Origin of the sequence: Thauera butanivorans, from assembly GCF_048398245.1 — a bacterium.
Taxonomy (GTDB): domain Bacteria; phylum Pseudomonadota; class Gammaproteobacteria; order Burkholderiales; family Rhodocyclaceae; genus Thauera; species Thauera butanivorans.
Genome location: NZ_CP183038.1, coordinates 2,280,840 through 2,307,599 on the forward strand (window position 1 = coordinate 2,280,840; position 26,760 = coordinate 2,307,599).

The 26,760-nt window shown below is 60.8% G+C and carries 29 protein-coding genes and 2 pseudogenes; 2 read left to right on the top strand and 29 right to left on the bottom strand.

The window, feature by feature from the left end; genetic code table 11:
* Positions 1-10 precede the first annotated feature (10 nt).
* Positions 11-541, bottom strand: a complete 531-nt coding sequence (locus ACNQFN_RS11045) for a DUF3617 domain-containing protein (protein ID WP_418648803.1) — start codon at positions 539-541, stop codon at positions 11-13.
* Between the two features lie 219 nt (positions 542-760).
* Positions 761-1,237: a hypothetical protein gene (locus tag ACNQFN_RS11050; RefSeq protein ID WP_418648804.1), complete on the bottom strand. Its 477-nt coding sequence runs from the start codon at positions 1,235-1,237 to the stop codon at positions 761-763.
* Between the two features lie 71 nt (positions 1,238-1,308).
* Here ACNQFN_RS11050 and ACNQFN_RS11055 point away from each other — a divergent pair, with 71 nt between their 5' ends.
* Positions 1,309-1,518, top strand: a complete 210-nt coding sequence (locus ACNQFN_RS11055; RefSeq protein ID WP_418648805.1) for a hypothetical protein — start codon at positions 1,309-1,311, stop codon at positions 1,516-1,518.
* Between the two features lie 253 nt (positions 1,519-1,771).
* Here ACNQFN_RS11055 and ACNQFN_RS11060 read toward each other — a convergent pair whose 3' ends face one another.
* From ACNQFN_RS11060 to ACNQFN_RS11075, 4 genes and pseudogenes are all read right to left on the bottom strand, one after another.
* Positions 1,772-2,275: a hypothetical protein gene (locus ACNQFN_RS11060; RefSeq protein WP_418648806.1), complete on the bottom strand. Its 504-nt coding sequence runs from the start codon at positions 2,273-2,275 to the stop codon at positions 1,772-1,774.
* 215 nt (positions 2,276-2,490) lie between these two features.
* Positions 2,491-2,953: pseudogene (locus ACNQFN_RS11065) on the bottom strand (SMI1/KNR4 family protein).
* Positions 2,954-2,964: 11 nt separating this feature from the next.
* Entirely contained in the window at positions 2,965-3,267 is a 303-nt protein-coding gene (locus ACNQFN_RS11070; RefSeq protein WP_418648807.1) for an HNH endonuclease, read from the bottom strand.
* A gap of 59 nt (positions 3,268-3,326) precedes the next feature.
* Positions 3,327-3,680, bottom strand: a complete 354-nt coding sequence (locus ACNQFN_RS11075; protein ID WP_418648808.1) for a hypothetical protein — start codon at positions 3,678-3,680, stop codon at positions 3,327-3,329.
* Positions 3,681-3,945: 265 nt separating this feature from the next.
* On the opposite strand from ACNQFN_RS11075, the gene tnpA reads away from it, so the two are divergent.
* Positions 3,946-4,380 carry an IS200/IS605 family transposase gene (tnpA, locus tag ACNQFN_RS11080; protein ID WP_418648809.1) on the top strand — a complete coding sequence of 145 codons (435 nt, stop codon included), beginning with the start codon at positions 3,946-3,948 and terminating at the stop codon, positions 4,378-4,380.
* Between the two features lie 175 nt (positions 4,381-4,555).
* On the opposite strand, the pseudogene ACNQFN_RS11085 reads toward tnpA, so the two are convergent.
* From ACNQFN_RS11085 to sufB, 23 genes and pseudogenes are all read right to left on the bottom strand, one after another.
* Positions 4,556-4,921 (bottom strand): annotated as a pseudogene (locus tag ACNQFN_RS11085) (type VI immunity family protein); the annotation flags it as partial.
* Positions 4,891-5,340 (bottom strand): hypothetical protein, encoded by a 450-nt coding sequence (locus tag ACNQFN_RS11090; RefSeq protein WP_418648810.1) that lies wholly within the window; start codon positions 5,338-5,340, stop codon positions 4,891-4,893. The pseudogene ACNQFN_RS11085 and the gene ACNQFN_RS11090, both read right to left, overlap by 31 nt.
* A complete protein-coding gene (locus ACNQFN_RS11095) occupies positions 5,333-6,331 on the bottom strand; it encodes a type VI immunity family protein (protein ID WP_418648811.1) in 999 nt (332 codons plus the stop codon). The genes ACNQFN_RS11090 and ACNQFN_RS11095 overlap by 8 nt, the downstream gene beginning before the upstream one ends.
* Before the next feature lie 27 nt (positions 6,332-6,358).
* Complete coding sequence (locus ACNQFN_RS11100) at positions 6,359-7,420, bottom strand: DUF4150 domain-containing protein (protein ID WP_418648812.1); 1,062 nt, start codon at positions 7,418-7,420, stop codon at positions 6,359-6,361.
* Between the two features lies 1 nt (position 7,421).
* A complete protein-coding gene (locus ACNQFN_RS11105) occupies positions 7,422-8,468 on the bottom strand; it encodes a hypothetical protein (protein WP_418648813.1) in 1,047 nt (348 codons plus the stop codon).
* Entirely contained in the window at positions 8,465-9,490 is a 1,026-nt protein-coding gene (locus ACNQFN_RS11110) for a DUF2169 family type VI secretion system accessory protein (RefSeq protein WP_418648814.1), read from the bottom strand. Before ACNQFN_RS11110 ends, ACNQFN_RS11105 begins: the two co-directional genes overlap by 4 nt.
* Positions 9,491-9,498: 8 nt before the next feature.
* Positions 9,499-9,765, bottom strand: coding sequence for a hypothetical protein (locus tag ACNQFN_RS11115; protein WP_418648815.1), 267 nt, complete (start codon positions 9,763-9,765; stop codon positions 9,499-9,501).
* Positions 9,762-11,072 (bottom strand): hypothetical protein, encoded by a 1,311-nt coding sequence (locus ACNQFN_RS11120; RefSeq protein WP_418648816.1) that lies wholly within the window; start codon positions 11,070-11,072, stop codon positions 9,762-9,764. Before ACNQFN_RS11120 ends, ACNQFN_RS11115 begins: the two co-directional genes overlap by 4 nt.
* 8 nt (positions 11,073-11,080) lie before the next feature.
* A complete protein-coding gene (locus tag ACNQFN_RS11125) occupies positions 11,081-12,820 on the bottom strand; it encodes a type VI secretion system Vgr family protein (RefSeq protein WP_418648916.1) in 1,740 nt (579 codons plus the stop codon).
* 124 nt (positions 12,821-12,944) lie between these two features.
* Positions 12,945-13,901, bottom strand: coding sequence for a hypothetical protein (locus ACNQFN_RS11130; protein ID WP_418648817.1), 957 nt, complete (start codon positions 13,899-13,901; stop codon positions 12,945-12,947).
* Complete coding sequence (locus tag ACNQFN_RS11135) at positions 13,898-14,398, bottom strand: hypothetical protein (RefSeq protein ID WP_418648818.1); 501 nt, start codon at positions 14,396-14,398, stop codon at positions 13,898-13,900. The genes ACNQFN_RS11130 and ACNQFN_RS11135 overlap by 4 nt, the downstream gene beginning before the upstream one ends.
* A gap of 9 nt (positions 14,399-14,407) precedes the next feature.
* Positions 14,408-15,262 (bottom strand): hypothetical protein, encoded by an 855-nt coding sequence (locus ACNQFN_RS11140; RefSeq protein WP_418648819.1) that lies wholly within the window; start codon positions 15,260-15,262, stop codon positions 14,408-14,410.
* A gap of 117 nt (positions 15,263-15,379) precedes the next feature.
* Entirely contained in the window at positions 15,380-15,580 is a 201-nt protein-coding gene (locus ACNQFN_RS11145) for a hypothetical protein (protein WP_418648820.1), read from the bottom strand.
* Positions 15,577-16,053 (bottom strand): hypothetical protein, encoded by a 477-nt coding sequence (locus ACNQFN_RS11150; RefSeq protein WP_418648821.1) that lies wholly within the window; start codon positions 16,051-16,053, stop codon positions 15,577-15,579. Before ACNQFN_RS11150 ends, ACNQFN_RS11145 begins: the two co-directional genes overlap by 4 nt.
* Positions 16,050-17,000 carry a DUF4150 domain-containing protein gene (locus tag ACNQFN_RS11155; RefSeq protein WP_418648822.1) on the bottom strand — a complete coding sequence of 317 codons (951 nt, stop codon included), beginning with the start codon at positions 16,998-17,000 and terminating at the stop codon, positions 16,050-16,052. Before ACNQFN_RS11155 ends, ACNQFN_RS11150 begins: the two co-directional genes overlap by 4 nt.
* Entirely contained in the window at positions 16,990-18,264 is a 1,275-nt protein-coding gene (locus tag ACNQFN_RS11160) for a DUF2169 family type VI secretion system accessory protein (RefSeq protein ID WP_418648823.1), read from the bottom strand. The genes ACNQFN_RS11155 and ACNQFN_RS11160 overlap by 11 nt, the downstream gene beginning before the upstream one ends.
* 2 nt (positions 18,265-18,266) lie before the next feature.
* A complete protein-coding gene (locus ACNQFN_RS11165) occupies positions 18,267-20,423 on the bottom strand; it encodes a type VI secretion system Vgr family protein (protein WP_418648824.1) in 2,157 nt (718 codons plus the stop codon).
* A 394-nt stretch (positions 20,424-20,817) separates the two neighbouring features.
* Positions 20,818-21,387 carry a putative Fe-S cluster assembly protein SufT gene (gene sufT / locus ACNQFN_RS11170; protein ID WP_068637700.1) on the bottom strand — a complete coding sequence of 190 codons (570 nt, stop codon included), beginning with the start codon at positions 21,385-21,387 and terminating at the stop codon, positions 20,818-20,820.
* Positions 21,388-21,399: 12 nt separating this feature from the next.
* On the bottom strand, positions 21,400-21,852 hold the full coding sequence (gene sufU / locus ACNQFN_RS11175; protein ID WP_068637704.1) for a Fe-S cluster assembly sulfur transfer protein SufU: 453 nt from the start codon (positions 21,850-21,852) through the stop codon (positions 21,400-21,402).
* A 10-nt stretch (positions 21,853-21,862) separates the two neighbouring features.
* Positions 21,863-23,104, bottom strand: a complete 1,242-nt coding sequence (locus ACNQFN_RS11180) for a cysteine desulfurase (protein ID WP_418648825.1) — start codon at positions 23,102-23,104, stop codon at positions 21,863-21,865.
* Positions 23,101-24,426 (bottom strand): Fe-S cluster assembly protein SufD, encoded by a 1,326-nt coding sequence (gene sufD, locus ACNQFN_RS11185; RefSeq protein WP_418648826.1) that lies wholly within the window; start codon positions 24,424-24,426, stop codon positions 23,101-23,103. The genes ACNQFN_RS11180 and sufD overlap by 4 nt, the downstream gene beginning before the upstream one ends.
* A gap of 3 nt (positions 24,427-24,429) precedes the next feature.
* Complete coding sequence (sufC, locus tag ACNQFN_RS11190) at positions 24,430-25,212, bottom strand: Fe-S cluster assembly ATPase SufC (protein ID WP_418648827.1); 783 nt, start codon at positions 25,210-25,212, stop codon at positions 24,430-24,432.
* A gap of 20 nt (positions 25,213-25,232) precedes the next feature.
* Positions 25,233-26,747: a Fe-S cluster assembly protein SufB gene (gene sufB, locus ACNQFN_RS11195; protein ID WP_418648828.1), complete on the bottom strand. Its 1,515-nt coding sequence runs from the start codon at positions 26,745-26,747 to the stop codon at positions 25,233-25,235.
* Positions 26,748-26,760 lie beyond the last annotated feature (13 nt).

Consider the following 26,760-nt stretch of genomic DNA (forward strand, 5'->3'; position numbering starts at 1 on the left):
GGGCAAGCGTTCAGTGCGCGGGCGGCTCGGTCGGCTTGGCGAGGTTCAGGTTGCCGACGCCGTTCTGGCCCTTGATCAGGAACTTGCCTGCCGCTTGGTCGCTGCGGCAGGGCCCGAGCCGGCGGCCATCGATCTCGCTGCGGACCACCACAGCGCCGCCGCCTGCCGGAGTCGCGCTGAGCTCGCCCTGGAAGTTGTACTGGAAATCGCCGGAGAACCTGCCTTCGATCGTCGCGGTGCCGTCCTGCGTATCGCACTGCGCACGGTAGTGGATGTAAGGGCCGTCCTTCGACCATGCCTGGTCCCGGCAGGTGGTCCCGGCGTTCGTCGGCGTGGCCAGCACGTCGTCCCGGCCTTCCTTGGCGATGCAGACGTGGAAACTCTCGGTCTTCGCCGCTTCGCCTGCGGGCCCATGGTTGACCAGCCACAGGCCATGCATCCGTTGCGGTGCTTCGATGGCGCCTGGGGCGGGCGTCGGATCGGCGTGAGCGGTTTGGAGCGTTGCGGCGGCGGCGAGCAACAGCGGAACGAGGGCGCGCATGTTCAGTTCCAGGGTTGGGTGCGGGTGTGGGGGTGACCGCAGATTAACCGTGTGCCGTAGCGAATGAAAGGGCTTTCCTCGTCCCGGTCTGACCGCATTGCGGCAATGGGCGTGATCAACGGTCGCAGTTTGCAGACAGTTGACGGAAAGTCCCTTGGGGATGGGTTAGCGTTCATTGGCAGGGAGCGCATGTCGCACCTCATGGTCACAATTAAAACCTCATGGGCGCCGATCTCTAGAAACGTAAACAGACACTTTATGATACGTCAAGTCAAAATTAATATCTCTCGCTTCAATTCTCAGCTTTCGTTTGCTGCAAAAAAAACTCCAAGTTGCTGACTGGCGTGAAATCACCTTTACCCACAAACCTTTTCCCGGATTGTAGCTCCACCCAGTATTAATAAGGTCAACGATATGTTTTTCAGGCCTCTTGGTTTTTGCCTGCATGATGGATAGTTCAACATTTCCAGAGATGGCTGTTCTTGCCTCCTGTATGTGATTAATCTTGATTGGCGGATTAATTTCAAATCCTATTTCAAGAGCGTGAAACCTGTTGCATGGCAGGTTAAATTCAGCGCTGAACCCATTTTCCCGCAAAGCAGGGGCTTTTGCTTCTATACTGGATATTGATTTTCGCTCAATAAAAATTAACAGAAAAATTGAGAAAAAGACGGCGGCAACGATGGTGATCAGCAATTTTGTTACCCTCATTTTTATCAAAACCCTTCCCTGGCTGCATCAACAGAATTATAGAATTCTTATAAAAAATGCCGTTCATTTTTTTCATGCAAATGGATCCGCTGGCGTCCGGAGGCGACCCGGAAACGGCTGGTGGTGCTGCCGATGGTGCCTTCGTAATCGTTGCCGGTGATGTCGTAGGTGACGGCAACGAAGGTCAGTTCGCGGTTCTGGTTGGCGCGCGGGTCAGCATGTTCGGTGGTCAGACAGGGCTACCGCAGCTACGCGAATGGAATTGAAGTGCGGGCAGAATGTGGCCGCCTGGTTCTGGCAAATCGTTGATAACACGTCAGGTGACCATCCCGCTGACCGTCTTGCGTTCATGCGGAACACGTAGCTGCGGGAGCCCTGGGTGGTCAGAGCAGCCGAGGGGCGCTCGAAGTCATCGTCGATTGGAAGGAAACGAAATCCTCGCTTAATCTATGGTGAACGAGGATTTCGAAAACCATTCCGGATTATTAAAGAAGTCAGAACGGCGTGCTGCACCGGAGTCTATGCACCAGCTTCTTCAGAGCGTTTCTGCGTATGCACCCAATCACCACTGCGCACCAGACTGAACGTCAGCAACGTTTTGCTGGCGGGGTCGAACATGCACTGCACGATCCAGCGGCGATCATCGAAGCCCGGCACTTCGAAGCAAGCCATGCCGTCGGTCATCAGTACCGCATCGTCGTCATCCTCGGCCAGGAGGCTGACGATATCTCCGGCCGTGGCGGTGTCAGGATCGATGCCGCTGGGCCACTTTTGGCGCCAGAAGCTGGCCGGTTCCGAGCGGGCAGTGTGGAAAGTGAGCGAGTGAAGCCCCCACTGACGCTCAGCATCCGGTACATGTGGATTGAGGCATTGCAGCATCAGGTCCAGACCATGGCCTGAAATGCCGAAGCGATACATGTCACCGTTGCGCGCCTGACACAGGCCAGAAGCAGGAAGATCAAGCCGGGAGAGGTTTTCCTTGAGCACTGTGCGGCCAGCAGTGCAGCCAAGGTTGTTGAGCAAGTCTACTGGCAGAGGAGAAAGTCGTTTAGGCATCGATATTTAATTGCGGTAGTGCTGAGCCAAATCTTTAGGGCAATATGCTCGATCTTCATCTTGACGATGGCGTCGTTCTCATTCTCATTCTTGCCCACCCGCTTGGTGCAGGTCTTGCCGACGGTGAAAGCCTAGTCGTCGCCGATGTCGGCCTTCTTGTTCAGGTCCAAAGATATCCTGCACTACTCGTCCAATTGAAGATTATTGATGAAGCTTTCGAAGCTTTCGGAAATTTTATTAACTCTAGCGCCGTCTTTGAAAGTGCGATCATGAAGCCAAAAATATATTCCATCAAAATTATCTTTTTTACATCCGATTAAAAAATAATTTCCACCTGGGTCTGTCGCGATTGGAATGTAGCCACCTCCAATCTCTTTCAAAAAAGCTGATTTCGCTCTCCAGGGAATTCTCATGGCTTTCAGAAATCGGGAGAAAGTATGATGCGACAAGAACTCCAAGAGTAGCTTCCTCAAATAAAGACTCGTTAAAAATTCCGCCATTGTATTTAATTAAAAATTCCTTATACAGAGGCGGCATGACTGCCCCTATTTTTTTTTCTAAACTATAAATTTGATCTGCGGTTGCCGGATGTGACTCCCCATATTGGTTCGGAAAATTTTTGTCACGGGTTAATTTTCTCAACATTATGGACTCCCCTAATTTCTGCTTGACGAAACTCCACCCGCATGGGGGAAGCCCCCTTTCGCTGCGTTATGGATAGATGTTGGAACAAGTTGCATAGTCTTTCCGTCCTGATGATGCCACGTAAAATCAGGCGCGCCAGGCGGTTTGCTTCCACCTATTCCAAGCTTTTCATTTGCGGCTTTGAAATCATGATAATGATCAAATCGCATGTTATCAAGCGATACAGATTCTTTGGCAAACGGTGGGAAATCAGGAAATTCATCTTTATTATAAGTTGCTAATTTACGCCATTCAATACCCCATTGGAAGTGCACAACCGAATAATTAACGAATTAGGCAACAGCAATTTGTACTTCAAGCTTGAAATCGCCTTCTATTTATTAAAATCTTTCTTTACAATACTTCCATTTTTCCCGTAAATAAAATACTGATGACCATCCCAGTCTCTCAAGCGCATTAAATCAGTGAAATCATCCACAAATTTGACATCAGTAAATATATTGCCTTGGCTAATATTTTTTGGCGCCTTTAATTTGTTAACCAAATTCAGCTCATTGTCAAATAAATAGAGATTTTCAATATTGGCTTGCGCAGGAGTTTCAAGAGTTGCTGCTGCGTAATTTTCATTATTTGACAGATCAATAATATTGAAACCAGTCGCCAATTTCACGACTTTCAAGCCATCAGTCAAAATGATGTTTTTCCCATTTTTTGATATATTGATCATGGCAAAGACATCAGACTTTCATAGTTTCCTGTTGGGATAAGTTCCATTGTCTGAGCTCGCCCATCGCTCGCAAGACCTCCTTTCAAAATCGCTTTGTCAGCCGTTGAGTACGACTTGTCACCCCTTCCTTAAACCAGAAAGAAATGCGCTCCATTTATTAACTCATAGAGGTAAGCCCCCGGCTGTGCCGGGGGACTCACCAAGGTTTGACCTTTACGACGGTCGGCGTGAATTTCTGATCTCTGCCAAGAGAAGGAGATTCACGATGAAAGAGTACCAGAGCCTGAGTCACACGAGATGGGACTGCAAGTACCATGTGGTGTTCATACCGAAGAGGCGCAAGAAGCGGGTGTTCGGGATGTTGCGTCGTCACTTGGGGGAACTGTTTCACGAACTGGCTTCGCACAAGGAGTCCAAGATTGTCGAAGGACATCTGATGGGCGGTCACGTTCACATGTGCCTGAGCATTCCTCCGAAGTACGCAGTGTCGAATGTGGTGGGCTACCTGAAGGGGAAGAGCGCGATTCAGATCGCGCGCAAGTTCGGCGGGCGACAGAAGAATTTCACCGGCGAGCATTTCTGGGCGAGGGGCTACTTCGTCTCGACGGTCGGATTGGACGAGAACATCGTTCGGGCGTACATCCGCAACCAGGAAGATGAGGACGAGCGCTACGACCAGATGAAGCTGGAAATAGGGTAAGCCGCCAAGGGCGGCTCACGGTTTCATGGGCGCCTTTGAGGCGCTCACCATCCAAGCCACCGGCTTTGCCGGTGGTATTTGACTGGTCGGGATCGTACGGGCGGTAGGTCGTCGGCATGATGGCTAGCCTACCGAAAAAATCCACTTCTACCGCCCACGCTCCTAGGGCCGCACGAGCAACATCTAGACCGCCAAGTTCGTCGAGGATCGAATCGCCCAATATAGTGAGCCAGTTAACACACTTGAGGCGATTAAATACGCCACGCGACTGTCTGATGAAGGCCGCAGGGACATGAATGTCTAGACCTGGGTGGCGCTGCAGGGTAGCGTGGACGTACGGTTGACTCCAGAGGGAGCCAATTTCAAGGATGACAGAGAATCCAGCTTGGCCGTGTGTGGGCTTGAGACGAGTGGCCCAAGCCAATGTACATTCAAGCAGGCGGTCGAAATTCGGCCCGTTTTGCCCACCATCGGCAGGTAGATGGAGTCCATAAAACGATAGCTCGTCAGCTATTTCAGCTGCAACCAAGAATTCTGACATCCAAGGGGTGACCGTTCCGGCATCGCCGGGAAAGTTGGGATGAACATAACGCTGAAAAGTTCGTTGGAGTATCCTCGGTCGGATGGCCACTCACCCATTGAGTCGCGAATCGTCGGGAAAGGGTTGTCGCCCTTAAGTGTAATGATTTGCCCGTCGGGTTTGCTCTTGGACGGAAAGCGGCAGCGATCGAGGTAATCCTTGAAACGAAGGTAGTAGTCCTCCTGAACGTCGAGCATATCCAGGCGCATCTGTGCTCGGTCATGGGGCGCCACGTACAGTTCCCCGCCCAAGCCGAACATCGCCATGAGTTGTCCGCGAGGCGTGGAGATGGCCAGATGATCGAGCCGGGTTGGGCCGGAAACATCGCTTGCTGCCGATCCCACGACAATGCCGGCTACCTGATGGGTGTGCTCAGTCAAAGCGCGCAATCCACTTGAGCACTTCATCACGTTCTTCAAGCGGCTCAAACACTCTGAAAAGACCGGACTGTGAGTAACCCTCGAACCGCACCGGCCGCGTGAAACGAGCAACCTTGCGATAGGTTTCGGGGATGAGTCCATTGAAGCTGTCGCCCAATTGCGGCACCGGGCCGGCCTGGATGAGCACGCCGCCGGGATAGGGGTGCAGCATGCAGTCTGGCTCCAGCGCCTTGCGGGCGGTGTCGAGTCCGCCGAGTTCTTCGAGGATGGGCTCGCCGAGTACGGTGAGCCAGTTGACGCACTTGATGCGGTTGAAGATGCCACGAGTCTCGCTCTTGAAGGCTACCGGCTCATGGATATCGAACCCCGGGTGACGCTGCAGGGTGGCATAGACGTAGGGCTCGGCCCAGATGGAACCGATTTCTAGGATGACCGAGAATCCCCCCTGCCCATGTGCGGGTTTGAGCCGAGTGGCCCAGTCGAGCATGCATTCACGCAAGGTGTCGAAATGCAGAACGCCCAGGCCGTCTCCAATGGGAAGGTGAAAGTCCAGAAAGGACAGAGCATCTTGGCGCTCTGCTGCAACCATGAAGTCGCTGAGCCACGGTGTCACACTGCCGGCGTTTCGACGAAAGTCTGGATGTACGTAGCGTTTGAACAGGTTGTTCCCATACGAACGATCGGCCGGCCAATGCCCCATGACTTCCCGAATCATCGGAAAAGGGTTCTCACCCTTGAGTGTGACGATTTGCCCATCCGGTTTGGCTTGGGATGGAAAGCGGCAGCGGTCTAGGTTGCCTTTGAATCGACGATAGTAGTCTTCCTGCACATCGAGCATGTCCAAGCGCAATTGTGCGCGGTCATAAGGTGCAATGTACAACTCCCCGCCCAGGCCGAACATGGCAGCCAGTTGCCCCCGTGGTGTGGCAATCGCCAATCGATCAAGCAGTGCAGGATCGGAGAAGTCGATCGTCTCTGTTTCGTTAGCCATGGATGAATCTCCTTTCGGTGCGTGAGGTCAGGGTAGCGGCACGGCATTGCGGGGCGGATACAGCCGGGTCGCCACCGAAACCACCGCATAAGCGACCAGTGCCGCGCCGGCCAGACGCACACCGGTGGACTCAAACAGCGCGTCCCCCAGCTTGTCGAGGAAGCCGCGCTCAGCTTCCTTGGCGCCGACGGCCACCGGGATCAGGTTCGGATCGCCGCAGCCGCCGCATTTCTCGTCGATGTTGAATTCCTTGAAATTTCGTTTGTCGCCTGTATGCCGCTCAGCGATGTCGCGGTAGTCCTCAACCCGCTCGGGTGGCATATTCCCGCCCCCACTCGGATCGGTCGGAAACTTCACATCATAGATGGTCTGCATGCCGTCCTTGCCGACCCTGATCACGTCGGGGCGGCGGGAGTTGCCACGGATGGGGTTGCTCGTCGGGCTTCCCGGCTGGGTGCCGCTTTCGATCATGTCCCAGCCGCTGCCCCGGTCGAAGGGCACTTCGCGCCAGGCTCCGGCATCGTCCCTAGGATAAGGGCCGTCGTAGCACTCCTCTTCGATTTTCCTGTTCAGGCAGCTCTGGTATTGCTGTCCCTGCCCAAGCGGTTCCGGGCCATCGGGTTTATGCTGATTCCAGCATTCGCAGGCAAGCTTGCACAGCCATTCCTCGAACTCCGCTGGCGACAAATCCTTCTGGCACTCCCCGCTCATACTCACCGTATTGCGATGATTCATGAACATCTTGTCGGTGAGTCGGCAGGCGGGCTTGCCTTCGAAGAAGACGTCGAAGGAGTGCGATATCCAGTCGGCCTCGGCCATGTGGGTACCGGACTTGATACCGCCCATGGTTCCGGGCTCGTCGAAGACCGAGATGGCAAACTCGGAGCCGAGGTTGGCGATCATGTTGCCGCCGTCGGCAAAGACCGTGGTTGTTCCTTTGACGAGGTCGCGCGAGTATGCCTCGTTTTCATAAGGGATGGGTTTGCCCTTGCTTGGTGTCTTGCACACGTCGGGCAGGGTGTTGTGCACCCAGCCTTCGCTGCCCTTGTGGCACAGGCTCAGGCCGTTGATGTTGATGGTGATGGGCATTTCAGCGACTCTCCGGGGCGGTCAGGACGAGCGCGGCACGTGGGCTGTCGTCGTTACTGGCAAGCAACAGGGTGGGGCCGGCGTGGGCGGGCCCTGCCTGGTGCATGCGCCAGGCAGCAATCGCCAGATGGGTGGCGAGGCTGGCACTCATCAGATCTCCGCTTGCCAGGGCAGGCGTGAGGCGTTGCCAGCCGTCCGCAAGGTGATCGGCAAGACGCAGCGCGGTGAAGCCGAACTCGTCGGCACGGTAGGGCTCACCGTTGAAGTCATGCACGATCGTGGAGATGGCTTGCGGTGTGAGCCCGGCTTCTCCGAGGGCCGCATGGGCAGCGGCACTCAGGCCCGCGCCCACGCAAGGGCCGTCGGTGTCGAAAGTGAGCGTTTCGTCAGCCTGGCCGATGCCAGCCAGTTCACACCAGGCGGGATACAGCCCTCGGGGTGCAAGCATGAAAGCAGCTGACCCTTCGCCAGGAACGCGGCCGTATGGATTGGCGCGTGACTGGCCGTTATACGGTTCATGTGCAGCATGAAGCAGGCCGCGGTATTCGAGCCAGCTCAAGGTTTCGGCAGGCCAGGCGCTGTCGACGGCGAGTACGCAGGCGGGCGTGCCATGTTCGTCGATCCAGGCGCGGGCGGCGGCAATAGCCTGGGCGCAGGCAGCATGCCCGCCACGCACGATATGCAGCATGGGCCAGTGCCGGGCGAGTATCTCGGTGAGTGAGGTTTCCAGCGATTCCGGGCGACCGGGGCGCTCACTTGCGGACAGCACCAGCCACAGTGGTATCGGAGACCGCTCGATGGCCGCCCATATCGGCGCGGGCAAATGGCTGGCCAGGTCGCGCATGGCGGCGTCAGCCAGTTCCAGCCAGCGGCGTTGCGCTGCGGGTTGGGCGCGGCAGAGTATGCCTTTGACCGGGATGCCGCACGCATCGACAAAAAAAGGGTGCCGAATCGTCAGGCACAGGCTGGTACGCAAGGCGATATCGGCCAGCGCGACCGTGGGGCCGGAAGGGAAGGCACAACCGGCCGCGACGACGACGGACCTCATGAGCGTGCGCCCTGAAGGGCAAGCGGCCGATCGAGCGGCCGTTGCTTGACCCTGATGATGGTGCGATCGAGCAGATTGACCTTGGGGTGACAGGGTAAGGCCATATGGTGGACAACGCCGATGCGGGGATGGTCCGGTTCGAGGATAAGCGTGTGGATACGGCTACGGCTACGTTCCCGCGTATTGTCGTAGAAGCGTGTTTCGAAGCTCAGCGACAACTTGGGCACTTGAAAGCTGAGTCTGCCCTTTGGCGCAATCGCGGGGGGCACGAGGTGGGTGAGCATGACCTCTTCGCCACCACGCAGATATCCAGGGTACTGCTGTTCCGGCGGCGCAATCTGCCAGTGACGGGGATCGAGATCGATCGGCTGCAAAGGGCGCCGTGTATTTGACCAGACCTCGTCGTAGGTGCCGGCGTAGCGCATACGCCACGGCCAATGCCTTGGCACCGGACCGAAGCCGAACACCGGGGGAAGCTTTGTGAGCGACGCAAGCGGGTGTGCCGGATGTTCGATGTTTGGTAGCGCTCCTTCTACGGCCAGACCACAACCTACCGGGTTTCCTGTTGCCTGTACTGCCGGCTCGTCAGTGCCGCCAAGCGAGCGGGTCCATGTGAGTGGCATGCATACGAACGATTCGGGGGGCGTGGGTGATGTACCGAGCAGGGAACGCTTCCATTGCCGGCCGCCGACGATGCGCGCCATTCGTTGAAGCTTGCCGACCTGGAACCCCGCTTGCAGTTCAGTCACCGGCCGGCCGCCCTGCGCATAGGCGTGCCCGGCCAGGATGATGTCAGTGGCCGGTTTCGGGGGGCCGAGATCGGTGTCGTAGCGGGGACTGCCATCCTCGTCCTTGACAGGCCCGGAGAGTACCGGCGGCTGCTCTGTGGCGATACGCGTGGAGCCATCGGCCAGGATGTCATAGGTTGCCTTGACCGCGACGATCCATACCTCGCGGCCATCCACGTCGCGTATCCATTCGCGCCCGACGGCAAAAGGGCTGTGGTTGTCGATTTGCCACATTGTCTCGGTCAGTTCAGTTCGATCCGTCCGCCGGCGATGCGGTTGACGTCTTCGGCTTCGGTGAGGATGTATTCGCCGCGCAACACGATTTTTCCGTTGGCGTGGAGCGTCAGACTGGATTTGCCGCAGCGCAGAACAATGCGGTGGCGGGCATCGATCACGACCTCTCCTTCTTCTTCAACCGTGGGAGATTCGGTAACCCCGTTGGGGGTGGCGGCTGGGTCGCGGCGCTCCGTCAGCAGTGAGTCGGGCAGGATCAGTTCAAGATCGTTCATGAGCAGGATTCCGTAAATCGGGACAGATAGGCGCACTGGGTCGAAGCGGGCAGATCTGTGATCAGCACGCAATCAGGGTCGAGCCGTTGAAGGTGCCACGCAATCATGGGGCGCCAGCGCAATGGCGCGGAGTGCAATAGTTGAAGGAGATGCATGCGATCCACTTCACGACCGAGCAAGTATCGCCGCTCCGGATCAAAGTTCTTCCGGTTGTTCATCCACCATGATTCGAAGCCGTGCTTATCCGGCCAAGGCGAGTCGCGCTCGGAGCGATCGTGGGGAAGTGCGTGATCGGCAAGCGAAGAGGTGTCAGGTGATGCTGCCAGCCAAGCGTCATGGCGCGGATCTGATCCAGTCAGTAGTGTGATGGCTTCTGCTGCATGGCGAGCATGCACAGCTTGGTCCAGCATCGGGATCAGCCAATCGATTGCACGAGCCATGCCAGACCATGCGAGAGCCTCGGTAAAACGGTTCTGCAGCATTGGATTGCGCTGCAGGATTGTGAGAATCTGAGATGCAGCCTGGTTGTTTTCGAGAATCAGGGGGCCGACGAGCGTGTTGCCCTGCGGGTTTGCGTCACACGCAATTGCTGAACCTGTGTGGCAGGCTGCTTGCCGCTGGCGCGATGACCCGCGCACCAGCAGGAAACGGACTGCTGCAGCACGTACCGACGTGTCGCCATGGGTCAGTGCATGTTCTGCTTGTACGTCCCATTGGGGCCATCCATGCAAGCGTGCCAAGTCCAGCGAGTAGGCTAGCGCGGTGTGACGCTCGATGGCGATATCGAGCAGAGGTTTTGCCCACACGTGCGCGGATTGTGCACGTGGGGTAGAACGCAGGCTGGCGAGGGCAAAAAGAAGATGGATGTCCGAGATGACGCCGTCGGGCTTGAAGCTGCGCCAAGCATGCTCGGTCGCTTCGGGCGACATCGTGGCGCACCAGTCGGCGGCTTCCAGAAAAGCCGTACCCATGCTTGGCTGTGTGCCGGCGACTGCCATGCATGCCGCAAACAGGCTGCTCTCCTGAGTGCTGACCGCTTGAATCGTTGCGGCAAACAGATCACGCGCCGTTAGAGGGTCGGCCATCCGCTGATGGGTCTGGCCGACGGATGAGGAGCCAAGATGGGTGAATGCCTCGGCTGCGGCGAGCATACGTGCGTCTGTTTTTTTAAGTGCCAGGAAATCGGCATCGCGACTGTCCAGCATGCGCCCCCGCCTGCGCCAGTCCAGACCGAGGCGGTCGAAGTACTGATCGGCAAGGCGGCTCAAGGTTTCTGCGCCAAGCATCGTTTGAGTCGAGGCCGTCATGAGTGGCACTAGTTTTGATGGATTTCGGATGCTTTGAGGCGTATTTCTCCGCCAGCAGTCGTTTGTATGTCGTCAGATGCATCGGTAAGAATGCTCTTGCCGTTGATCGTGATGGTGCCGTCGGCTTTCATGACGAGGGTGGAGGCGCCGACCTTGAGGGTGATGGACTCGCCCGCCTGCAAGGTGAGGTGCTGCCCCACGGTGGTGGTCTTGTCGATGCCGATCTGGCTGGTCTGGCTGAGCCCCACGAGGGTGTTCATGGCCATGCCGACGTTCAGGCTGTAGCCCAGGCCGACGTTCTCCATGCGCCCGAGGCCGACGTTCTGCAGGTAGGCCATGGCGATGGTCTCGGTCTTGTTCTTGCCGACCTTGATCGACCAGTTCTTGCCGATGCGGTCGGTCTCGTTCCTGTCGACGGTCTTGGTCCGGCTCTTGTGGATGGTGAGCGCTTCGTTGCCATCGACCGTGCGGGTCCGGTTCTGGTGCACGGTCAGCGTCTCGTCCAGATCGACCGTCTCGGTGCGCCAGCCGTGGACGTCGATCTTCTCGTTGCGATCGACGACCTCGGTGCGGTCGCGGTGGATGGTGTTGAACTCGTCGCGGTCGATTTCCTTGCGCCGGTCGTTGCCGACCCACTTGGATTCGTCGTGCTCGACCTCGGTCAGAGCGTCCTTCTGGGCGTGGAACCAGACCTGTTCGGCGCCCTTCTTGTCCTCGAAGCGCAGCGCGTTGGCGTCGCCCGCGCCGTCGCGCAGGCCGGCACCGGCCGCGCCGCCCTTGCTCGAGCGGGTCAGGATGCCCGACTGGGTGCGGTTGGCCGGCAGCGACCAGGGCGGCATCTGCTCGGCGTTATAGACGCGCCCGGTGATGATCGGGCGGTCCGGGTCGCCGTGCTCGAAGTCGACGATGACTTCCTGGCCGATGCGCGGGATGTGGATGGCGCCGAAGTTGCTGCCCGCCCAGGGCGAGGCGACCCGGATCCAGCAGGTGTCGGTGCCGTCCTTCTTGCCGTAGCGGTCCCAGTGGAAATGCACCTTGACGCGGCCGTATTCGTCGGTGTGGATCTCTTCGCCCGGCGGGCCGACCACCACCGCGGTCTCGACGCCGCGGGCGCGCGGCTTGGGCGTGGCCAGCGGCGGGCGGAAGGGGCGCTCGGCGGGCAGCGCCTCGACGTCGACGTGGAAGTGGCTGGCGGTGCTGCCGGCGGCGCCTTCGTAGTCGTTGTCGGCGATGTCGTAGCTGACGGCGACGAGCGTGAGTTCGCGGTTCTGGTCGGCGCGCGGGTGCCCGGTGAGCGTGAGCCGGTGGCCCGGGGCGGCGCCGCGCACGCGGCCCGACAGGTGAATGGTCTCTTGCTGGCGCTGCAGCCGCTCGAGGGTGTTGGCGGCGTACTGGGCGCCGTCGCCGGGGTCGAGGTAGTCGCCGGGGTAGTGATAGCGGGTGTAGTGGTCGAACAGGTGGCCGCGCGGGTCGGCGTGTTCGGTGGTCAGGTCCGACGAGGGGCGCTCGAAGTCGTAGTCGGCGTGGATGAGCCGGCCGGTCTCGACGCGCCGGGTCAGGCGCCAGGCGTCGAAGTGGTCGCGGTCCGGGCGGGTCTGCACGCCGCTGTAGTAGGGCACGGTGGCGTAGCCGGGGCAGTCCGGGTGGGCCGACAGGTGGTCGGCCAGCACCAGGGTCTCGCCGTCGGCCGCGTGCTCGAACCAGAAGAAGATGCCTTCGTGTTCGAGCTGGCGGCAGATGAAGGACAGGTGAAATCCCCGCTTGGCCTATGACAAGCGAGGGCTTTTGAAATATTCCAGATTGTTAAAGAGGTCAAAAGGGAGCACTACACCAGAGTCTCGGTGATTTGCAGCAGAATGTTCAGGTACAGACTCAGTAATCCTCGATGGGCTTCCAAATGCCAGGAGCGATCAATTTGACCCTCATCAGGCGATTGTCCACACAACTGTAGAGAACGTGCAGCGTGTAGTCGTGAAAATTCCAGACAGCATGTCCGGTAATTTTTCCTTGCGATGTACTAATCGGCTGCTCCTGGATTTTCTGGAATAGGATGTTCGGGCTGTCCTCGAAATCCAGTCCCTGTGGCAACTTACCTCGCCACCCTACAGCATTTGCATCGCGATTGCCATGCAGGGTGATGGCCCTCAACAGAGGGGCGCCATCATCCGGCTCAACATGCAAAGTTACGCCAAAACTATCGGCTAGATCGATCTCTCCGCTATCACTACCTTGCTTGATTGCATTATCATCCAGCCAATGACTCCATAGCGCTCGCCAATCGGTTTGCGTTACTGAATGCCCCCAGTGAACGATAATCTGGTCAAGGTTTGGAGGGCTCACTGGCTGAGATGGGCGAAGTGGTACGGGAACCTGTTGGCAAACCATTCGCTCGGCGTGTATTGGGTTACCGCCGTAGGTGACAGTTAGCCGATAGCCTTCGGGTACATCCCAGGTATCGCTGATGGAACTGCTATGCAGCGTGGCTGCTGCTCCGGCCATGCGGCCGCGTACTTTTTCCCGGCTGTCTTTCCAACTCAGGCCATATGGCATCAGGATTTCGCAACATTGGACATCGTCGAACCCGGCGTAGTAATAGGCTTGGACAAACAGCAACTGCCCTGTACCCCAGAGATGTTTCGCCTTGCCAAGGTGGTAATTTTCCTCCACGAAACCCAACTCTAATCCTTGGCGGCGTACCAGCACCCAATCGTAAAAAATGTACGGGTCGTCATCCGGTAGCTGCGGCCGCCTCAGTGTATTGAGCTGGCGAAATATCTCCTCCATCCGTGGAGAGTCGGCTGCCTCGCCGAAATCTGCTGTCAGATTCATGCTTGGTCGAGTGGGAGCTGAATGGACATATTCGAGATCGAGCCATCCTCATTGAAGGTAAAGAAAATACAATGATCCGTCCGGTCCCAACGCATTTTCCACTCATTCTCGCCGAGGGGAAGTTCTTCCTTGTCTGAATAAAATTTACGAGAGTCCGGAGCGCCGAGGACGTGAAGTACGTCTAACCTTGTTGAGTCCATGGTGATGCCTAGGAAAATGCATCCGCTGTAGACGCCATACCCGGGGTTGTCCTTTCCATAAAACCGGATGTTCGAAAGCACTAGGGCACCTTCAGGAAACTGCTTCCCCGTAATTTTTACAGAGCGCTCTTCATCGAAACACAACTCGACCCCCTTTTTTTTTGCTGATAAGTAGGTGGTTGAGTCGCCTCTCGCGAGTTTCGGCGCCTTGGTCAACTCCAACTCAGTCAGGAGTGGTTGCAAGGGCGCTTCGCCATAATACAGCCCCAGATATTCGACATAATCAAAAATTGTCATGACAACCTCTTATTTCGATTTAAGCAATTTTTCCAACTCTCTTGCGTAATCTGCGTTGGTCATGTTTGTAATTTTTTTACTTGCTTGCTTGTACGCCTTCTTACATCCACCATCCGCATCATACTCACCGATGTGATCTAGCATTTTCTCCACATCCCGTTTGGCTGCTGCTGCTAGATCTTTAGCATCTGCTGCTGGATTGTTTCTTCCACCAAAGGTAGGACTGTATTTCTGATGCGCTTCTCTTGGGATGGAGATCGCATCTCCCCAGTCAGTGATTGCTTTTGTCTGCGCAGGAGTTAATTTTTCGCCATCATTCAACTGCTTGGCACGTTCAAGTAGTGCCGCTTTCGACGGAATGTGATCCCTATCAAATTTGCCATCGCCAGACTGTTTTTTCAAGTCACCATATGAACCATGCTGGCCACATTTCAGCTTCCCTCTCGGTTTCCCCCTATCCTTCCCGCCACCGCTCCCTTGAGTCTTCTTTGCCCCCCGCTGGGATGCCTGCTGGGCGGTCTCTTTGCCGACAGCCTTGCCAGTGCCCTCGACGGCGGCGCCGACAGCCCGCTTGCCGACCTTGGCGCCGGTGGCGGCCATGCCCAGCCCGGGCACCATCGCCGCTGCGCTCAGGGCGGCGTTGACTGTGTCACCCTCGGCCAGATAGATCAACGCATTGGCCCCGTCAGCTATCTCACCGACCACCGGGATGAGGCCGACGACGTCGAGCACCCCGTGGGTGACGGCGCTGCCCCAGCGCCCCCACCAGCCGGTTTCCTTGGCGGTGGCCTGGATGGGCGGTGCGCTGTTGCCGTGCGGATTCGGCCCGGTATCGGGGACGATGATCCCTTGGGTATTGCCCATTGGCCCCGGGGACGGATAGTGGTTGGGGCGCACCTTGGCCGCGTGTGCGGAGGAGGAGCCGGTGTTGGGTAGTTTGGGCCGAGTTGCCATGAGGTTGATGTGACGAGGCTGCCGGTGTCAGGTGTTTTGCAGCGCAATGCTCGCCAAGCAATCCGGGACGCTCCACTTGAATCCCAACGCCAGACGTTGGTCGGCTATCTTGGCTTCGCGTGTGATATGGGCGTTGGGTACCGGGTTGGAGGGGGGAGATTGACGAACTTCGAGGATGCCGACCACGACACCGTGAGCCAGCGATAAGGCCCAGGATGTTGTGGTCATCGCCTGGCCCTTCTATACGGTTCGTAATCCGCTATATTTTTCCGGAAATTCACGCCAAAACCGTTGAGACAATCAGGGGATGCATTCTTGAAAGAAAATAAAAAAACTTTATTGTTTATTTCTTTCCCAAAATATGTCGACGCACCAGGGGCTGGGCTTCTTGGCGGAATAATAAAAGAGAAATCTCCGAGCTGGTATTCTATTTCTGATTTTGTTATGCATAGGCCGGATAAATTCATTGAAACAGATGCGAGGTTGCCGTCCGCTCCGTATAAAAATGAAATTTCGCCTTGCGATTTTTTGTCTTGGGTTATGTCAATTTTGGATATGTATCCTATATTTCCATGGCTTTCTTCATTTTTTCTCAGTTCTATGTTCATGCTGCCTGATATCTCGCTGATTTTTGTACTTGGGTTGAACTGTGAAATTGTCTCGATGAGAGTCCATAGCAACATAATTGAAAGTCCTTTCATTTTTTCGCGCCATATGTTTCGTCATACCACGATCCGTAGTAGTCGGAATAGGTCTGACCCGTTGTGGAGGTTTGTTCCCCGCTGCCAAAGATATTGCCGATGCTTTGTCGTGCGGCGGCACCGTCACCCGTCTTTAGATAGGCTTCGTAGGTGGCGTTGTAGCTAGCATGATTGGTAGGGTTACCGGCTATGCCGATGTCTGGCCCGCCATTGGCCAGGATTTCCCGCTGAATCTGGATGTTTTTCATCGTGGCCGCGCCCTCGTCAGCCAAGGCCCCATTGACGTAGGCGGCCTTGGAACTGAAGTCGGGAGTATAGGTGTAGGTGGCGTGCCCTACTTCATGGGACAGCACTTGTACGGCCTGTTTCGGATCATCTTGGAGATTACCGTCGAGAATTATTTGCGGCCCATTCGGATTGGCGGGGTCAGCATAGCTGCCTTCTCCTGGTGGCCCATATTCAATTTTCCAGCCGTTTTCCTTGAGCTTCTCGATATCTGCCTTGAGTGTTGGCGACTTGTCTACCAAGTCATCAACAGATTCACCCAGGCCACTGGAGACGGGCGTCTTGGGGCTCGGTGCTGCAGGGCTGATGCTCTCCCAGTTCATCCATACCGAATCGCCGGTACGCACGATGGGCTGGCCATTGACAAAGACGTTGCTGCTCTTGTCGATGTTGTGGCTGATGGTGGTATGCGTGCCCGAGACGACGCCTTTGCCCGCGCCGGGTTCGTCGCCCTTGACCTTATCGACGAAGCTCTCGTTGTGCAGATAGACGGGCTTGCCCTGCAGGAAGACGTTCGGCGAGCACTGCTGGCTCTGGTCCATCGTATGGGTGATGGGGTAGGGCACCGGAGAGCCTTTCTTGCTGGGAGTGATGCACACGTCGGGTGCCAGGCTGACCAGACGGAAGCGGCCATCCTTGGAGACGATGTTCTCATCGGCCATGCGCCGTCTCCGGTGTGTAATACGCCTGTGTGCCTGGCGGCCAGGTACCGAGTTCGAGTGCCCGTACTCCGGTGCGCGCGCTGACCGTGGCACGGCGAACCACCGAAAGGGTGGCGGCTGTTGGATCGATGATGACCGTGTCGATGTGCATCGGTGCGAACAACAGCGGACCGGCCTGCAGGCGCAACAGCAACTGCAGGTCTTGCCGGGGCAGGGCGAAGCGGATGCCGCCGCCGTTGGCGGGCGGGTCTGGCGTCAGATTGGCCAGCGCGATGATTTCGCCGCCCTGGGGATAGTCGATCTGTTGATCCTGGGGCGCGCAGTTCCAGTAGCGATAGTCGTGGTCGAGCGGCGACTTCGGCCACTGCGTGGCTTTCCAGGTCTCGTCGTGCGTGCCGGCCAGCTTGAGCCGGGGTTGCCACCAGCGGCCGATCGGTCCCAGCCCCAGTGCCGGATAGTCGTCCTGGCCCTTGAATGGCTTGTCGGGTAGCTCGATTTGCGGTGCTAGGTGCAGGGCCGCTTCGACTTGTTCCCAATCGGGCGCGGACGGGTGCTGCACGTCGCGGACCATGCCAACCGCCTCGAGCACCTGTGCTGGATTACGGCCGCAGCCGATGGGATTGACCGCGTCGTAGGCGGGCATGCGCGCCAGGGCGCGGGCAACCTTGTCCCTGTCCGCTTCACTCAGGCCCGGGGCATCTTCGAGCCGTTCCAGTACGTTCTGGAGGGCGATGGAATTGGGGCCGCCGCAGGCCAGCTCGTAGAGGATGGGAACTTGCGTGGCGGGCTCGGGTGCGGTGAGCGACCAGCCCAGCATCCCCTTTTTCTGGTGGCGCGGGCCGGTGACCTGGAGGACCTTGTAAATCGCATTGCCGAAGGCGAAGCCGACCGCCCAGCGATCCTTGGGTCTGCCGCCGGGGCTGTAGGCGTGCGCGTTGACGACGAGGACGTCGCACTTGGGTTTGTACGGTGCGTAGTCGCTCTCCTGGATGAGGCTGGAGGTGTTGACGCCAAGGCGGAATTCGTCCGATTCGCACAGCGGGGCCTGTTCTTCGGGTGGAAGCAGTTCCGGCACGGGGACGGCGCCCGCGCCGGCGTCCAGCGTGCGCAGGCTGTAGGTCGTCCGGCACACCATGACGTGGAAGAGCTCGCCCTGCGGGTCGACATGCTGGAAATACTGACTCGGCCAGGGGGTGTGGTTGCTCACCTCCGGCAGCGGGGCGCTCGCCAGGGGGGCGGGAAGCGTGTTGTCCGGGCCGTTCATGGTCAATTGATGTCGATCCGCTCTGAGTCGAGGCCGATGTGTTCGCTGCCGACGACATCGATGCTTTTGCCGTTGATCGTGATGGTGCCGTCGGCTTTCATGACGAGGGTGGAGGCGCCGACCTTGAGGGTGATGGATTCGCCCGCCTGCAAGGTGAGGTGCTGCCCCACGGTGGTGGTCTTGTCGATGCCGATCTGGCTGGTCTGGCTGAGCCCCACGAGGGTGTTCATGGCCATGCCGACGTTCAGGCTGTAGCCCAGGCCGACGTTCTCCATGCGCCCGAGGCCGACGTTCTGCAGGTAGGCCATGGCGATGGTCTCGGTCTTGTTCTTGCCGACCTTGATCGACCAGTTCTTGCCGATGCGGTCGGTCTCGTTCCTGTCGACGGTCTTGGTCCGGCTCTTGTGGATGGTGAGCGCTTCGTTGCCATCGACCGTGCGGGTCCGGTTCTGGTGCACGGTCAGCGTCTCGTCCAGATCGACCGTCTCGGTGCGCCAGCCGTGGACGTCGATCTTCTCGTTGCGATCGACGACCTCGGTGCGGTCGCGGTGGATGGTGTTGAACTCGTCGCGGTCGATTTCCTTGCGCCGGTCGTTGCCGACCCACTTGGATTCGTCGTGCTCGACCTCGGTCAGAGCGTCCTTCTGGGCGTGGAACCAGACCTGTTCGGCGCCCTTCTTGTCCTCGAAGCGCAGCGCGTTGGCGTCGCCCGCGCCGTCGCGCAGGCCGGCACCGGCCGCGCCGCCCTTGCTCGAGCGGGTCAGGATGCCCGACTGGGTGCGGTTGGCCGGCAGCGACCAGGGCGGCATCTGCTCGGCGTTATAGACGCGCCCGGTGATGATCGGGCGGTCCGGGTCGCCGTGCTCGAAGTCGACGATGACTTCCTGGCCGATGCGCGGGATGTGGATGGCGCCGAAGTTGCTGCCCGCCCAGGGCGAGGCGACCCGGATCCAGCAGGTGTCGGTGCCGTCCTTCTTGCCGTAGCGGTCCCAGTGGAAATGCACCTTGACGCGGCCGTATTCGTCGGTGTGGATCTCTTCGCCCGGCGGGCCGACCACCACCGCGGTCTCGACGCCGCGGGCGCGCGGCTTGGGCGTGGCCAGCGGCGGGCGGAAGGGGCGCTCGGCGGGCAGCGCCTCGACGTCGACGTGGAAGTGGCTGGCGGTGCTGCCGGCGGCGCCTTCGTAGTCGTTGTCGGCGATGTCGTAGCTGACGGCGACGAGCGTGAGTTCGCGGTTCTGGTCGGCGCGCGGGTGCCCGGTGAGCGTGAGCCGGTGGCCCGGGGCGGCGCCGCGCACGCGGCCCGACAGGTGAATGGTCTCTTGCTGGCGCTGCAGCCGCTCGAGGGTGTTGGCGGCGTACTGGGCGCCGTCGCCGGGGTCGAGGTAGTCGCCGGGGTAGTGATAGCGGGTGTAGTGGTCGAACAGGTGGCCGCGCGGGTCGGCGTGTTCGGTGGTCAGGTCCGACGAGGGGCGCTCGAAGTCGTAGTCGGCGTGGATGAGCCGGCCGGTCTCGACGCGCCGGGTCAGGCGCCAGGCGTCGAAGTGGTCGCGGTCCGGGCGGGTCTGCACGCCGCTGTAGTAGGGCACGGTGGCGTAGCCGGGGCAGTCCGGGTGGGCCGACAGGTGATCGGCCAGCACCAGGGTCTCGCCGTCGGCCGCGTGCTCGAACCAGAAGAAGATGCCTTCGTGTTCGAGCTGGCGGCAGATGAAGGACAGGTCCGTCTCGCGGTATTGGACCAGGTAGGTCCAGCGCTTGTAGCGCGCCTTGAGCCGCATGTCGAAGCGCACCGCGTTCTCGCCCAGTACCTGGTAGAGGATGTCGGGCACGCTCTGGTTCTGCCAGATGCGAAAGTCGGCGCGGCGCGAGGCGTGCCACAGCCGCGGGGCGAGGGTGGTTTCATAGACCCAGTGCCGGCCTTCGTGGCCGACGGCGGCGAAGTCGATCATCTGGCCCGACAGCCAGCGCCGGCCGCGACGGTCGGTTTCGAGTTCGATGGCGCAGCGCTCGCCGATCATGGCCTGGCAGTCCAGCTCGGGCGATTCGGACTTGAAGCGCACCGTGAAGCGGTACAGCGAGGACAGCGCCTCGCGGCCCGACAGGCTCACCGCCCACAGCGCATCGCCCAGCGGCGTGTGGGCGACCAGAAGACGATTCATGGCCGTGGCTCCCGTATCGATCCATGAAAAGCGATAACGGTAACATATGAGAGATATATAGTAAAAGGTTAAGGGCATACTCCGGGTGGGTCGGCTTGCACCCGGAATATGCCACCCTTCGAGCAGGGGAAGCTCGAATGACGCGATGCTTGTGGGGAAATCGGCGGGCGGCGAAACCGCCCATGCCCGTCACGAGGTGATCGGCCAAAGGCCCGGCACCATCGTCAGGCGCAACGACACGCAGGCCGAACCGCCTCAGGGTTCATTGAATGAAAGGGACTTCCCCTTCCCGGTCTGACCGCATTGCGGCAATGGGCACGTGAGTGTCACGACGGGATGTGTGCACTCTCATCAATCCGTCCGAAAGTGGAAGGCGCTCCTGTTTTCGCAAGACTCAGAACAGCCCCATTTCCAGCCGTGCCGCTTCGCTCATCATCTCCCGGCTCCACGGCGGGTCCCAGGCCAGCTCGACGCTGGCCTCTTTCACGCCCGGCAGTTCGAGCAGCTTTTCGCGCGCCTCGTCGGCGATCAGCGTGCCCATGCCGCAGCCGGGCGCGGTCAGCGTCATGCGCACTTCCAGGCGGAAGCCGCCTTCGGGCAGCGGCTCGGCGGTGCAGCCATAGACCAGGCCGAGATTGACGATGTCGATCGGAATTTCGGGGTCGTAGCAGGTGGCCAGCACTTTCCAGGCGTTCTGCTCGACGGCGGCGGCGTCGACTTCGCCTTCGGCCGGCGCGGGCATCGGCGGCGGGAGCTGGGGTTCCAGCCCCAGCGCATCGGCGTCGCGTTCGGCGATGCGGTACAGGTTGCCGCCGCACATCACCGTGATCGAACCGCCCAGGCGCTGCGTCACCAGCGCATAGGCGCCTTCGGGCAGGGTCTCGGGCTGGCCCCAGGGCACACTGACGGCGTCGCAGTCGCGCGCCAGCACGCGGGATTCGGTTTCGGCATAGCGTTCACCCATGGTCGTCTCCGCTCATTCGGTGCGGGCCGGCTCCTGGGCGCCGACGATCGCGTTGTGCAGGGTATGCCAGGCCAGCGTGGCGCACTTCACCCGCGCCGGAAACTCGCGCACGCCGGACAGCACCGCCAGCTTGCCGAAGTCGCGGTCGGGCGGGGCGTCGGTAAGCAGGGCGTGGAAGTCGTGAAACAAGGCTTCGACTTCGGCCACCGGCTTGCCCTTGACCGCTTCGGTCATCAGCGAGGCCGAGGCGGTGGAAATCGCGCAGCCGTGGCCGACGAAGCTGACGTCCTTCACCACGCCGTCCTCGATGCGCAGGTAGACCGTGAGCTGGTCGCCGCACAGCGGGTTGTGGCCGTCGGCCTGGTGGTCGGCATCGGCCATGGCGTGGAAATTGCGCGGCTGCCGGTTGTGGTCGAAGATGACTTCCTGGTACAGCTCGCGCAGGTCGGGGGCGCTGTCGTTCATGGGGCGTCCTTCAGGTTCCGAACAGTTTCTGGGCCTTGCCGATGGCGGCGGCCAGGGCGTCGACGTCGGCTTGCGTGTTGTACATCGCCAGCGAGGCGCGTGCGGTGCCGGGAATGCCGAAGCGGGTCATCAGCGGCATCGCGCAATGGTGGCCGGCGCGGATCGCGACGCCTTCGGCATCCAGGATGGTGCCGAGGTCGTGCGGGTGGATGCCGTCGACCAGGAAGGACAGGATGCCTGCCTTCTCCCTGGCGGTGCCCACCAGCCGTATCCCGGGCAGCGTGCCGATCGTTGCCGTGGCGTAGTCGAGCAGGGCGTGCTCGTGGGCGGCGATGTGCGCCAGGCCGATGCCCTGCACGTAGTCGATCGCGGCGGCCAGGCCGATGGCGCCGGCGATGTTCGGCGTGCCGGCTTCGAAGCGCTGCGGGGCGTCGGCCCAGGTGCTGCGCTCGAAGGATACGGTGCGGATCATGTCGCCGCCGCCTTGCCAGGGCGGCATCGCCTGCAGGATGGGCTTGCGTGCGTAGAGCGCACCGATGCCGGTCGGGCCGTACAGCTTGTGGCCGGAGAAAGCGTAGAAATCGCAGCCGATGGCCTGCACATCCACCGCCTGGTGAGCCACGGCCTGGGCGCCATCGACCAGCACCAGCGCACCGGCGGAATGGGCACGCGCGGTGAGCTCGGCCACCGGGTTGATGCTGCCCAGCGCGTTCGACACGTGGGTGATGGCGACGAGCTGGGTGTCCGAGCTCAGCAAGGCGTCGAAGGCGTCGAGGTCGAGCTCGCCGGCGTCGCTGACCGGCGCGACCTTGAGCACCGCGCCGGTCTGCTCGCACAGCAACTGCCAGGGCACGATGTTGGAGTGGTGCTCCATCGCCGTGATCAGGATCTCGTCGCCAGCGCGCAGTTCGGCGCGGCCCCAGCTCTGCGCGACCAGGTTGATGGCCTCGGTGGTACCGCGGGTGAACACGATCTCGTCCGCGCTCGCGGCATTGATGAAGCGCTGCACCGTGACCCGCGCGTCGTCGTACAGCTCGGTCGCATGCTGCGACAGCCAATGCACGCCGCGGTGGATGTTGGCGTTGGATTCCAGATAGAAGCGCCGTTCGGTTTCGATCACGGCTAGCGGCTTCTGCGTCGTCGCGCCGTTGTCCAGATAGGCGAGCCGGCGGCCATGCACCTTGCGGGCGAGGATCGGGAAGTCGGCGGTGACGTCGAGCTGCGCCGCGTGGATGTCGGCAGGGGAATTCACAGCAGTTCCTCCAGCAGGGCGCCGCCCGGCAGGCGGGCGAGCAGGGTGGCGCGGGCGTGGCGGCGCAAGGCGTCCTGGGCGATGCGCTCGATCACTTCGGCGGCGAAAGCGTAGGTCAGCAACTGGCGCGCATGGGTTTCGTCCACGCCGCGGGTGCGCAGATAGAACAGCGCGTTGTCGTCGATCTGGCCCACGGTGGCGCCGTGCGCGCATTTGACGTCGTCGGCGTAGATCTCCAGCTCGGGGCGGGCGTCGGCTTCGGCCATCTTCGACAGCAGCAGGTTGTCGCAGCGCTGCACCGCGTCGGTGCGCTGTGCGTCCTGGGCGACGATGATGCGGCCGGCGAACACGCCGCGGGCGTTGCCGTCCACCAGGCCGCGATAGTGCTCGCGGCTGGTGCCGTGCGGCCGGGCATGGTCGATCAGCGTGTGGTGGTCTACATGGCGCCGGCCATCGACGTGGTACAGGCCGTTGAACAGCGTCTCGCAGCCTTCGCCGTCGAAGCGGGTGCGGATGTCGTTGCGCGCCAGCCTGGCGCCGAAGGACAGCGAGTGGGTGGCGAAATGCGAACCGCGCGCCTGCTCGGCCTCAATGCTGGCGAGGTGGATGCTCTGTTCGTCCTGCTGCTGCAGCTTGATGTGGCTGATGCGCGCATCCTGCGCTGCCTGCACGCGGGTGACCACGGTGCCGAGCGTGGCGCCGCCGCCGAGATGATGTTCGACGATATTGGCCTCGGCATTGGCTTCGGCCAAGATCAGGTTGCGCACGTGGCTGTCGGCCGCGCCGGTGGCGCCGATGAAGACCAGATGCAGCGGCTGCTCCAGCGCCGTGCCGGGTGCCAGATGGACGAAGGCGCCGTCGCTGCACAGCGCGAGGTTGAGCGCGTACGGGCTGCTCACGACGGCAGTGTCATCCCCTGCGGCGCTGCCGAAAGCGGCTTCGACCGCCTCGGGCCGGCGGACCAGGGCTTCGGACAGGGCGCTGATCGTGACGCCCGCCGGCAGCGGCGGCCTCACCGACAGTGTCGGCTCGAAATGCCCGTCGACGAATACCAGCCAGTGGCCGCCGTCGTCGAAATCGGCGCGCAGCGCCGCCAGCGTGGTGGCTGGATGCGGCGCGTCCTCCGGCGCCGCCAGCGGGTGCTGGTCGAGGAAGGCGAGCGAGGTGTGGCGCCAGGCTTCGAGCCGGCTGGTCGGCCAGCCGGCGGCGGCAAAGCTGTCGATCGCGTCGCGGCGGCGGCCGGTCAGCCAGGGCAGCGCGGCGCCCGGCAGCGTGGCGGCGCGCTCGCGGTGGCGTGCGACCCAGGTATCGATGGTATTCATGGTTCAGCCTCCGGCCGCGCCCGCGGCGGCTTGCGCGGCGCCGGCTCCGCTTTCGATCCAGCCGTAGCCGTGCTGTTCCAGTTCCAGCGCCAGTTCACGTCCGCCGGAGCGCACGATGCGGCCTTTCGACAGCACGTGCACCCGGTCGGGCACGATGTAGTCGAGCAGGCGCTGGTAGTGGGTGATGACGATCATCGAGCGCTCGGGCGAGCGCAGGCGGTTGACGCCTTCGGCGACCACTTTCAGCGCGTCGATGTCCAGGCCCGAGTCGGTCTCGTCCAGCACCGCCAGCTTCGGTTCCAGCAGCGCCATCTGCAGCACTTCGTTGCGCTTCTTCTCGCCGCCGGAAAAGCCTTCATTCACCGAGCGGTAGAGGAATTCCTCGCGCATTCCGACGGCCTTCATCTCGGCCTTGACCCGCGACAGGAAGTCCATCGCGTCGTATTCGGGCAGGCCGCGATGGCGGCGGATGGCATTGACCGCCGCCTTCAGGAAATAGGCGTTGGAGACGCCGGGGATCTCGACCGGGTACTGGAAGGCGAGGAACAGCCCGGCGCGGGCGCGTTCCTCGGCGGGCTGTGAGAGCAGATCGGTGCCGTCCCAATCGACGCTGCCGGCGGTGACTTCGAAAGTGTCGCGCCCGGCCAGCACCTGGGCCAGCGTGCTCTTGCCCGAACCGTTGGGGCCCATGATGGCGTGCACCTCGCCGTCTTTCACTTCGAGATCCAGGCCGTTCAGGATGGCCTTGCCATCCACCGCGGCGTGCAGGTTGTCGATCTTCAGCATGTCATTTCTCCCTGTTTCACTCAGCCGACGCTGCCTTCGAGGCTCACGCCCAGCAATTTCTGCGCTTCCACCGCGAACTCCATCGGCAATTCCTTGAACACCTCGCGGCAGAAGCCATTGACGATCATCGATACCGCATCCTCGGCGCTGATGCCGCGCTGCATCGCGTAGAACAACTGGTCTTCGCCGATGCGCGAGGTGGTGGCCTCGTGCTCGACATGGGCGGTCGGGTTGCGCGCCTCGATGGTGGGGAAGGTGTGCGCCGCGCAGCGGTCGCCAATCAGCAGCGAATCGCACTGGGTGTAGTTGCGCGCGCCTTCGGCCCTGGGCGTGACCCGCACCAGGCCGCGGAAGGTGTTGCTGCCGCGGCCGGCCGAGATGCCCTTCGAGAGGATGGTGCTGCGGGTGTTGCGGCCCATGTGGATCATCTTGGTGCCGGTGTCGGCCTGCTGCAGGTTGTTGGTCAGCGCCACCGAATGGAAATCGCCCACCGAATCGTCGCCGCGCAGGATCACGCTCGGGTATTTCCAGGTGATCGCCGAGCCGGTCTCGACCTGGGTCCAGGAAATGTGCGAGCGGGCACCGCGGCAGTCGCCGCGCTTGGTGACGAAGTTGTAGATGCCGCCCTTGCCGTCCTTGTCGCCGGGGTACCAGTTCTGCACGGTGGAGTACTTGATCTTGGCGTCGTCGAGCGCGATCAGCTCCACCACCGCGGCATGGAGCTGGTTCTCGTCGCGCATCGGCGCGGTACAGCCTTCCAGATAGCTGACCGACGCGCCTTCCTCGGCGATGATCAGCGTGCGCTCGAACTGGCCGGTGTCGCGCGCATTGATGCGGAAGTAGGTGGACAGCTCCATCGGGCACTTGACGCCCTTGGGGATGAAGACGAAGGAGCCGTCCGAGAACACTGCCGAATTGAGCGCGGCATAGAAGTTGTCGCCCGGCGGCACCACGGTGCCGAGGTATTGCCGCACCAGTTCAGGGTGCTTCTTCACCGCCTCGGAGAAGGAGCAGAAGACGATGCCGTGTTCGCCCAGTTCCTTCTGGAAGGTGGTGGCGACCGATACGGAGTCGAACACCGCATCCACCGCCACGCCCGCCAGCCGTGCGCGCTCGTGCAGCGGCACGCCGAGCTTCTCGAAAGTGCGCAGCAGTTCGGGATCGACTTCGTCCAGGCTCTTCGGGCCGTCCTTCTTCGACTTCGGCGCGGAGTAATAGACGATGTCCTGGAAATCGACCGGCGGGAAGCTCACCGCGGCCCAGGTCGGTGGCGCCATCGTCAGCCAGCGGCGATAGGCCTCCAGCCGCCAGTCGAGCAGCCAGTCCGGCTCGCCCTTGCGTGCCGAGATCATGCGGATGACGTCCTCGGACAAGCCCTTGGGCACGGTATCGGTTTCGAGCCGGGTCTCGAAGCCGGCGGTGTAGTCCTGTTCCAGGAAGGCGCCGAGGGCGTCGCCGCGCGTGGCGGCAGAGGCGCTCTTGGGGGGGGCTGGGGAGGTCACTGGGGAGGGGGTGGCAGAGGTCGGGGCGTTCATCTCGGTTTCTCCT

What these genes read in the sequence shown, in the direction of transcription:
- tnpA (WP_418648809.1), top strand. Translation starts at nt 3,946, where the DNA reads ATGAAAGAGTACCAGAGCCTGAGTCACACGAGATGGGACTGCAAGTAC.
- ACNQFN_RS11045 (WP_418648803.1), bottom strand. Translation starts at nt 541, where the DNA reads ATGCGCGCCCTCGTTCCGCTGTTGCTCGCCGCCGCCGCAACGCTCCAA.
- sufD (WP_418648826.1), bottom strand. Translation starts at nt 24,426, where the DNA reads ATGAATACCATCGATACCTGGGTCGCACGCCACCGCGAGCGCGCCGCC.
- ACNQFN_RS11100 (WP_418648812.1), bottom strand. Translation starts at nt 7,420, where the DNA reads ATGCCCATCACCATCAACATCAACGGCCTGAGCCTGTGCCACAAGGGC.
- ACNQFN_RS11150 (WP_418648821.1), bottom strand. Translation starts at nt 16,053, where the DNA reads ATGAAAGGACTTTCAATTATGTTGCTATGGACTCTCATCGAGACAATT.
- ACNQFN_RS11130 (WP_418648817.1), bottom strand. Translation starts at nt 13,901, where the DNA reads ATGAATCTGACAGCAGATTTCGGCGAGGCAGCCGACTCTCCACGGATG.
- ACNQFN_RS11160 (WP_418648823.1), bottom strand. Translation starts at nt 18,264, where the DNA reads ATGAACGGCCCGGACAACACGCTTCCCGCCCCCCTGGCGAGCGCCCCG.
- ACNQFN_RS11155 (WP_418648822.1), bottom strand. Translation starts at nt 17,000, where the DNA reads ATGGCCGATGAGAACATCGTCTCCAAGGATGGCCGCTTCCGTCTGGTC.
- ACNQFN_RS11075 (WP_418648808.1), bottom strand. Translation starts at nt 3,680, where the DNA reads ATGATCAATATATCAAAAAATGGGAAAAACATCATTTTGACTGATGGC.
- ACNQFN_RS11110 (WP_418648814.1), bottom strand. Translation starts at nt 9,490, where the DNA reads ATGTGGCAAATCGACAACCACAGCCCTTTTGCCGTCGGGCGCGAATGG.
- sufU (WP_068637704.1), bottom strand. Translation starts at nt 21,852, where the DNA reads ATGAACGACAGCGCCCCCGACCTGCGCGAGCTGTACCAGGAAGTCATC.
- sufT (WP_068637700.1), bottom strand. Translation starts at nt 21,387, where the DNA reads ATGGGTGAACGCTATGCCGAAACCGAATCCCGCGTGCTGGCGCGCGAC.
- ACNQFN_RS11055 (WP_418648805.1), top strand. Translation starts at nt 1,309, where the DNA reads ATGCCGTTCATTTTTTTCATGCAAATGGATCCGCTGGCGTCCGGAGGC.
- ACNQFN_RS11145 (WP_418648820.1), bottom strand. Translation starts at nt 15,580, where the DNA reads ATGACCACAACATCCTGGGCCTTATCGCTGGCTCACGGTGTCGTGGTC.
- ACNQFN_RS11120 (WP_418648816.1), bottom strand. Translation starts at nt 11,072, where the DNA reads ATGACGGCCTCGACTCAAACGATGCTTGGCGCAGAAACCTTGAGCCGC.
- ACNQFN_RS11165 (WP_418648824.1), bottom strand. Translation starts at nt 20,423, where the DNA reads ATGAATCGTCTTCTGGTCGCCCACACGCCGCTGGGCGATGCGCTGTGG.
- sufC (WP_418648827.1), bottom strand. Translation starts at nt 25,212, where the DNA reads ATGCTGAAGATCGACAACCTGCACGCCGCGGTGGATGGCAAGGCCATC.
- sufB (WP_418648828.1), bottom strand. Translation starts at nt 26,747, where the DNA reads ATGAACGCCCCGACCTCTGCCACCCCCTCCCCAGTGACCTCCCCAGCC.
- ACNQFN_RS11115 (WP_418648815.1), bottom strand. Translation starts at nt 9,765, where the DNA reads ATGAACGATCTTGAACTGATCCTGCCCGACTCACTGCTGACGGAGCGC.
- ACNQFN_RS11135 (WP_418648818.1), bottom strand. Translation starts at nt 14,398, where the DNA reads ATGACAATTTTTGATTATGTCGAATATCTGGGGCTGTATTATGGCGAA.
- ACNQFN_RS11095 (WP_418648811.1), bottom strand. Translation starts at nt 6,331, where the DNA reads ATGGCTAACGAAACAGAGACGATCGACTTCTCCGATCCTGCACTGCTT.
- ACNQFN_RS11105 (WP_418648813.1), bottom strand. Translation starts at nt 8,468, where the DNA reads ATGAGGTCCGTCGTCGTCGCGGCCGGTTGTGCCTTCCCTTCCGGCCCC.
- ACNQFN_RS11140 (WP_418648819.1), bottom strand. Translation starts at nt 15,262, where the DNA reads ATGGGCAATACCCAAGGGATCATCGTCCCCGATACCGGGCCGAATCCG.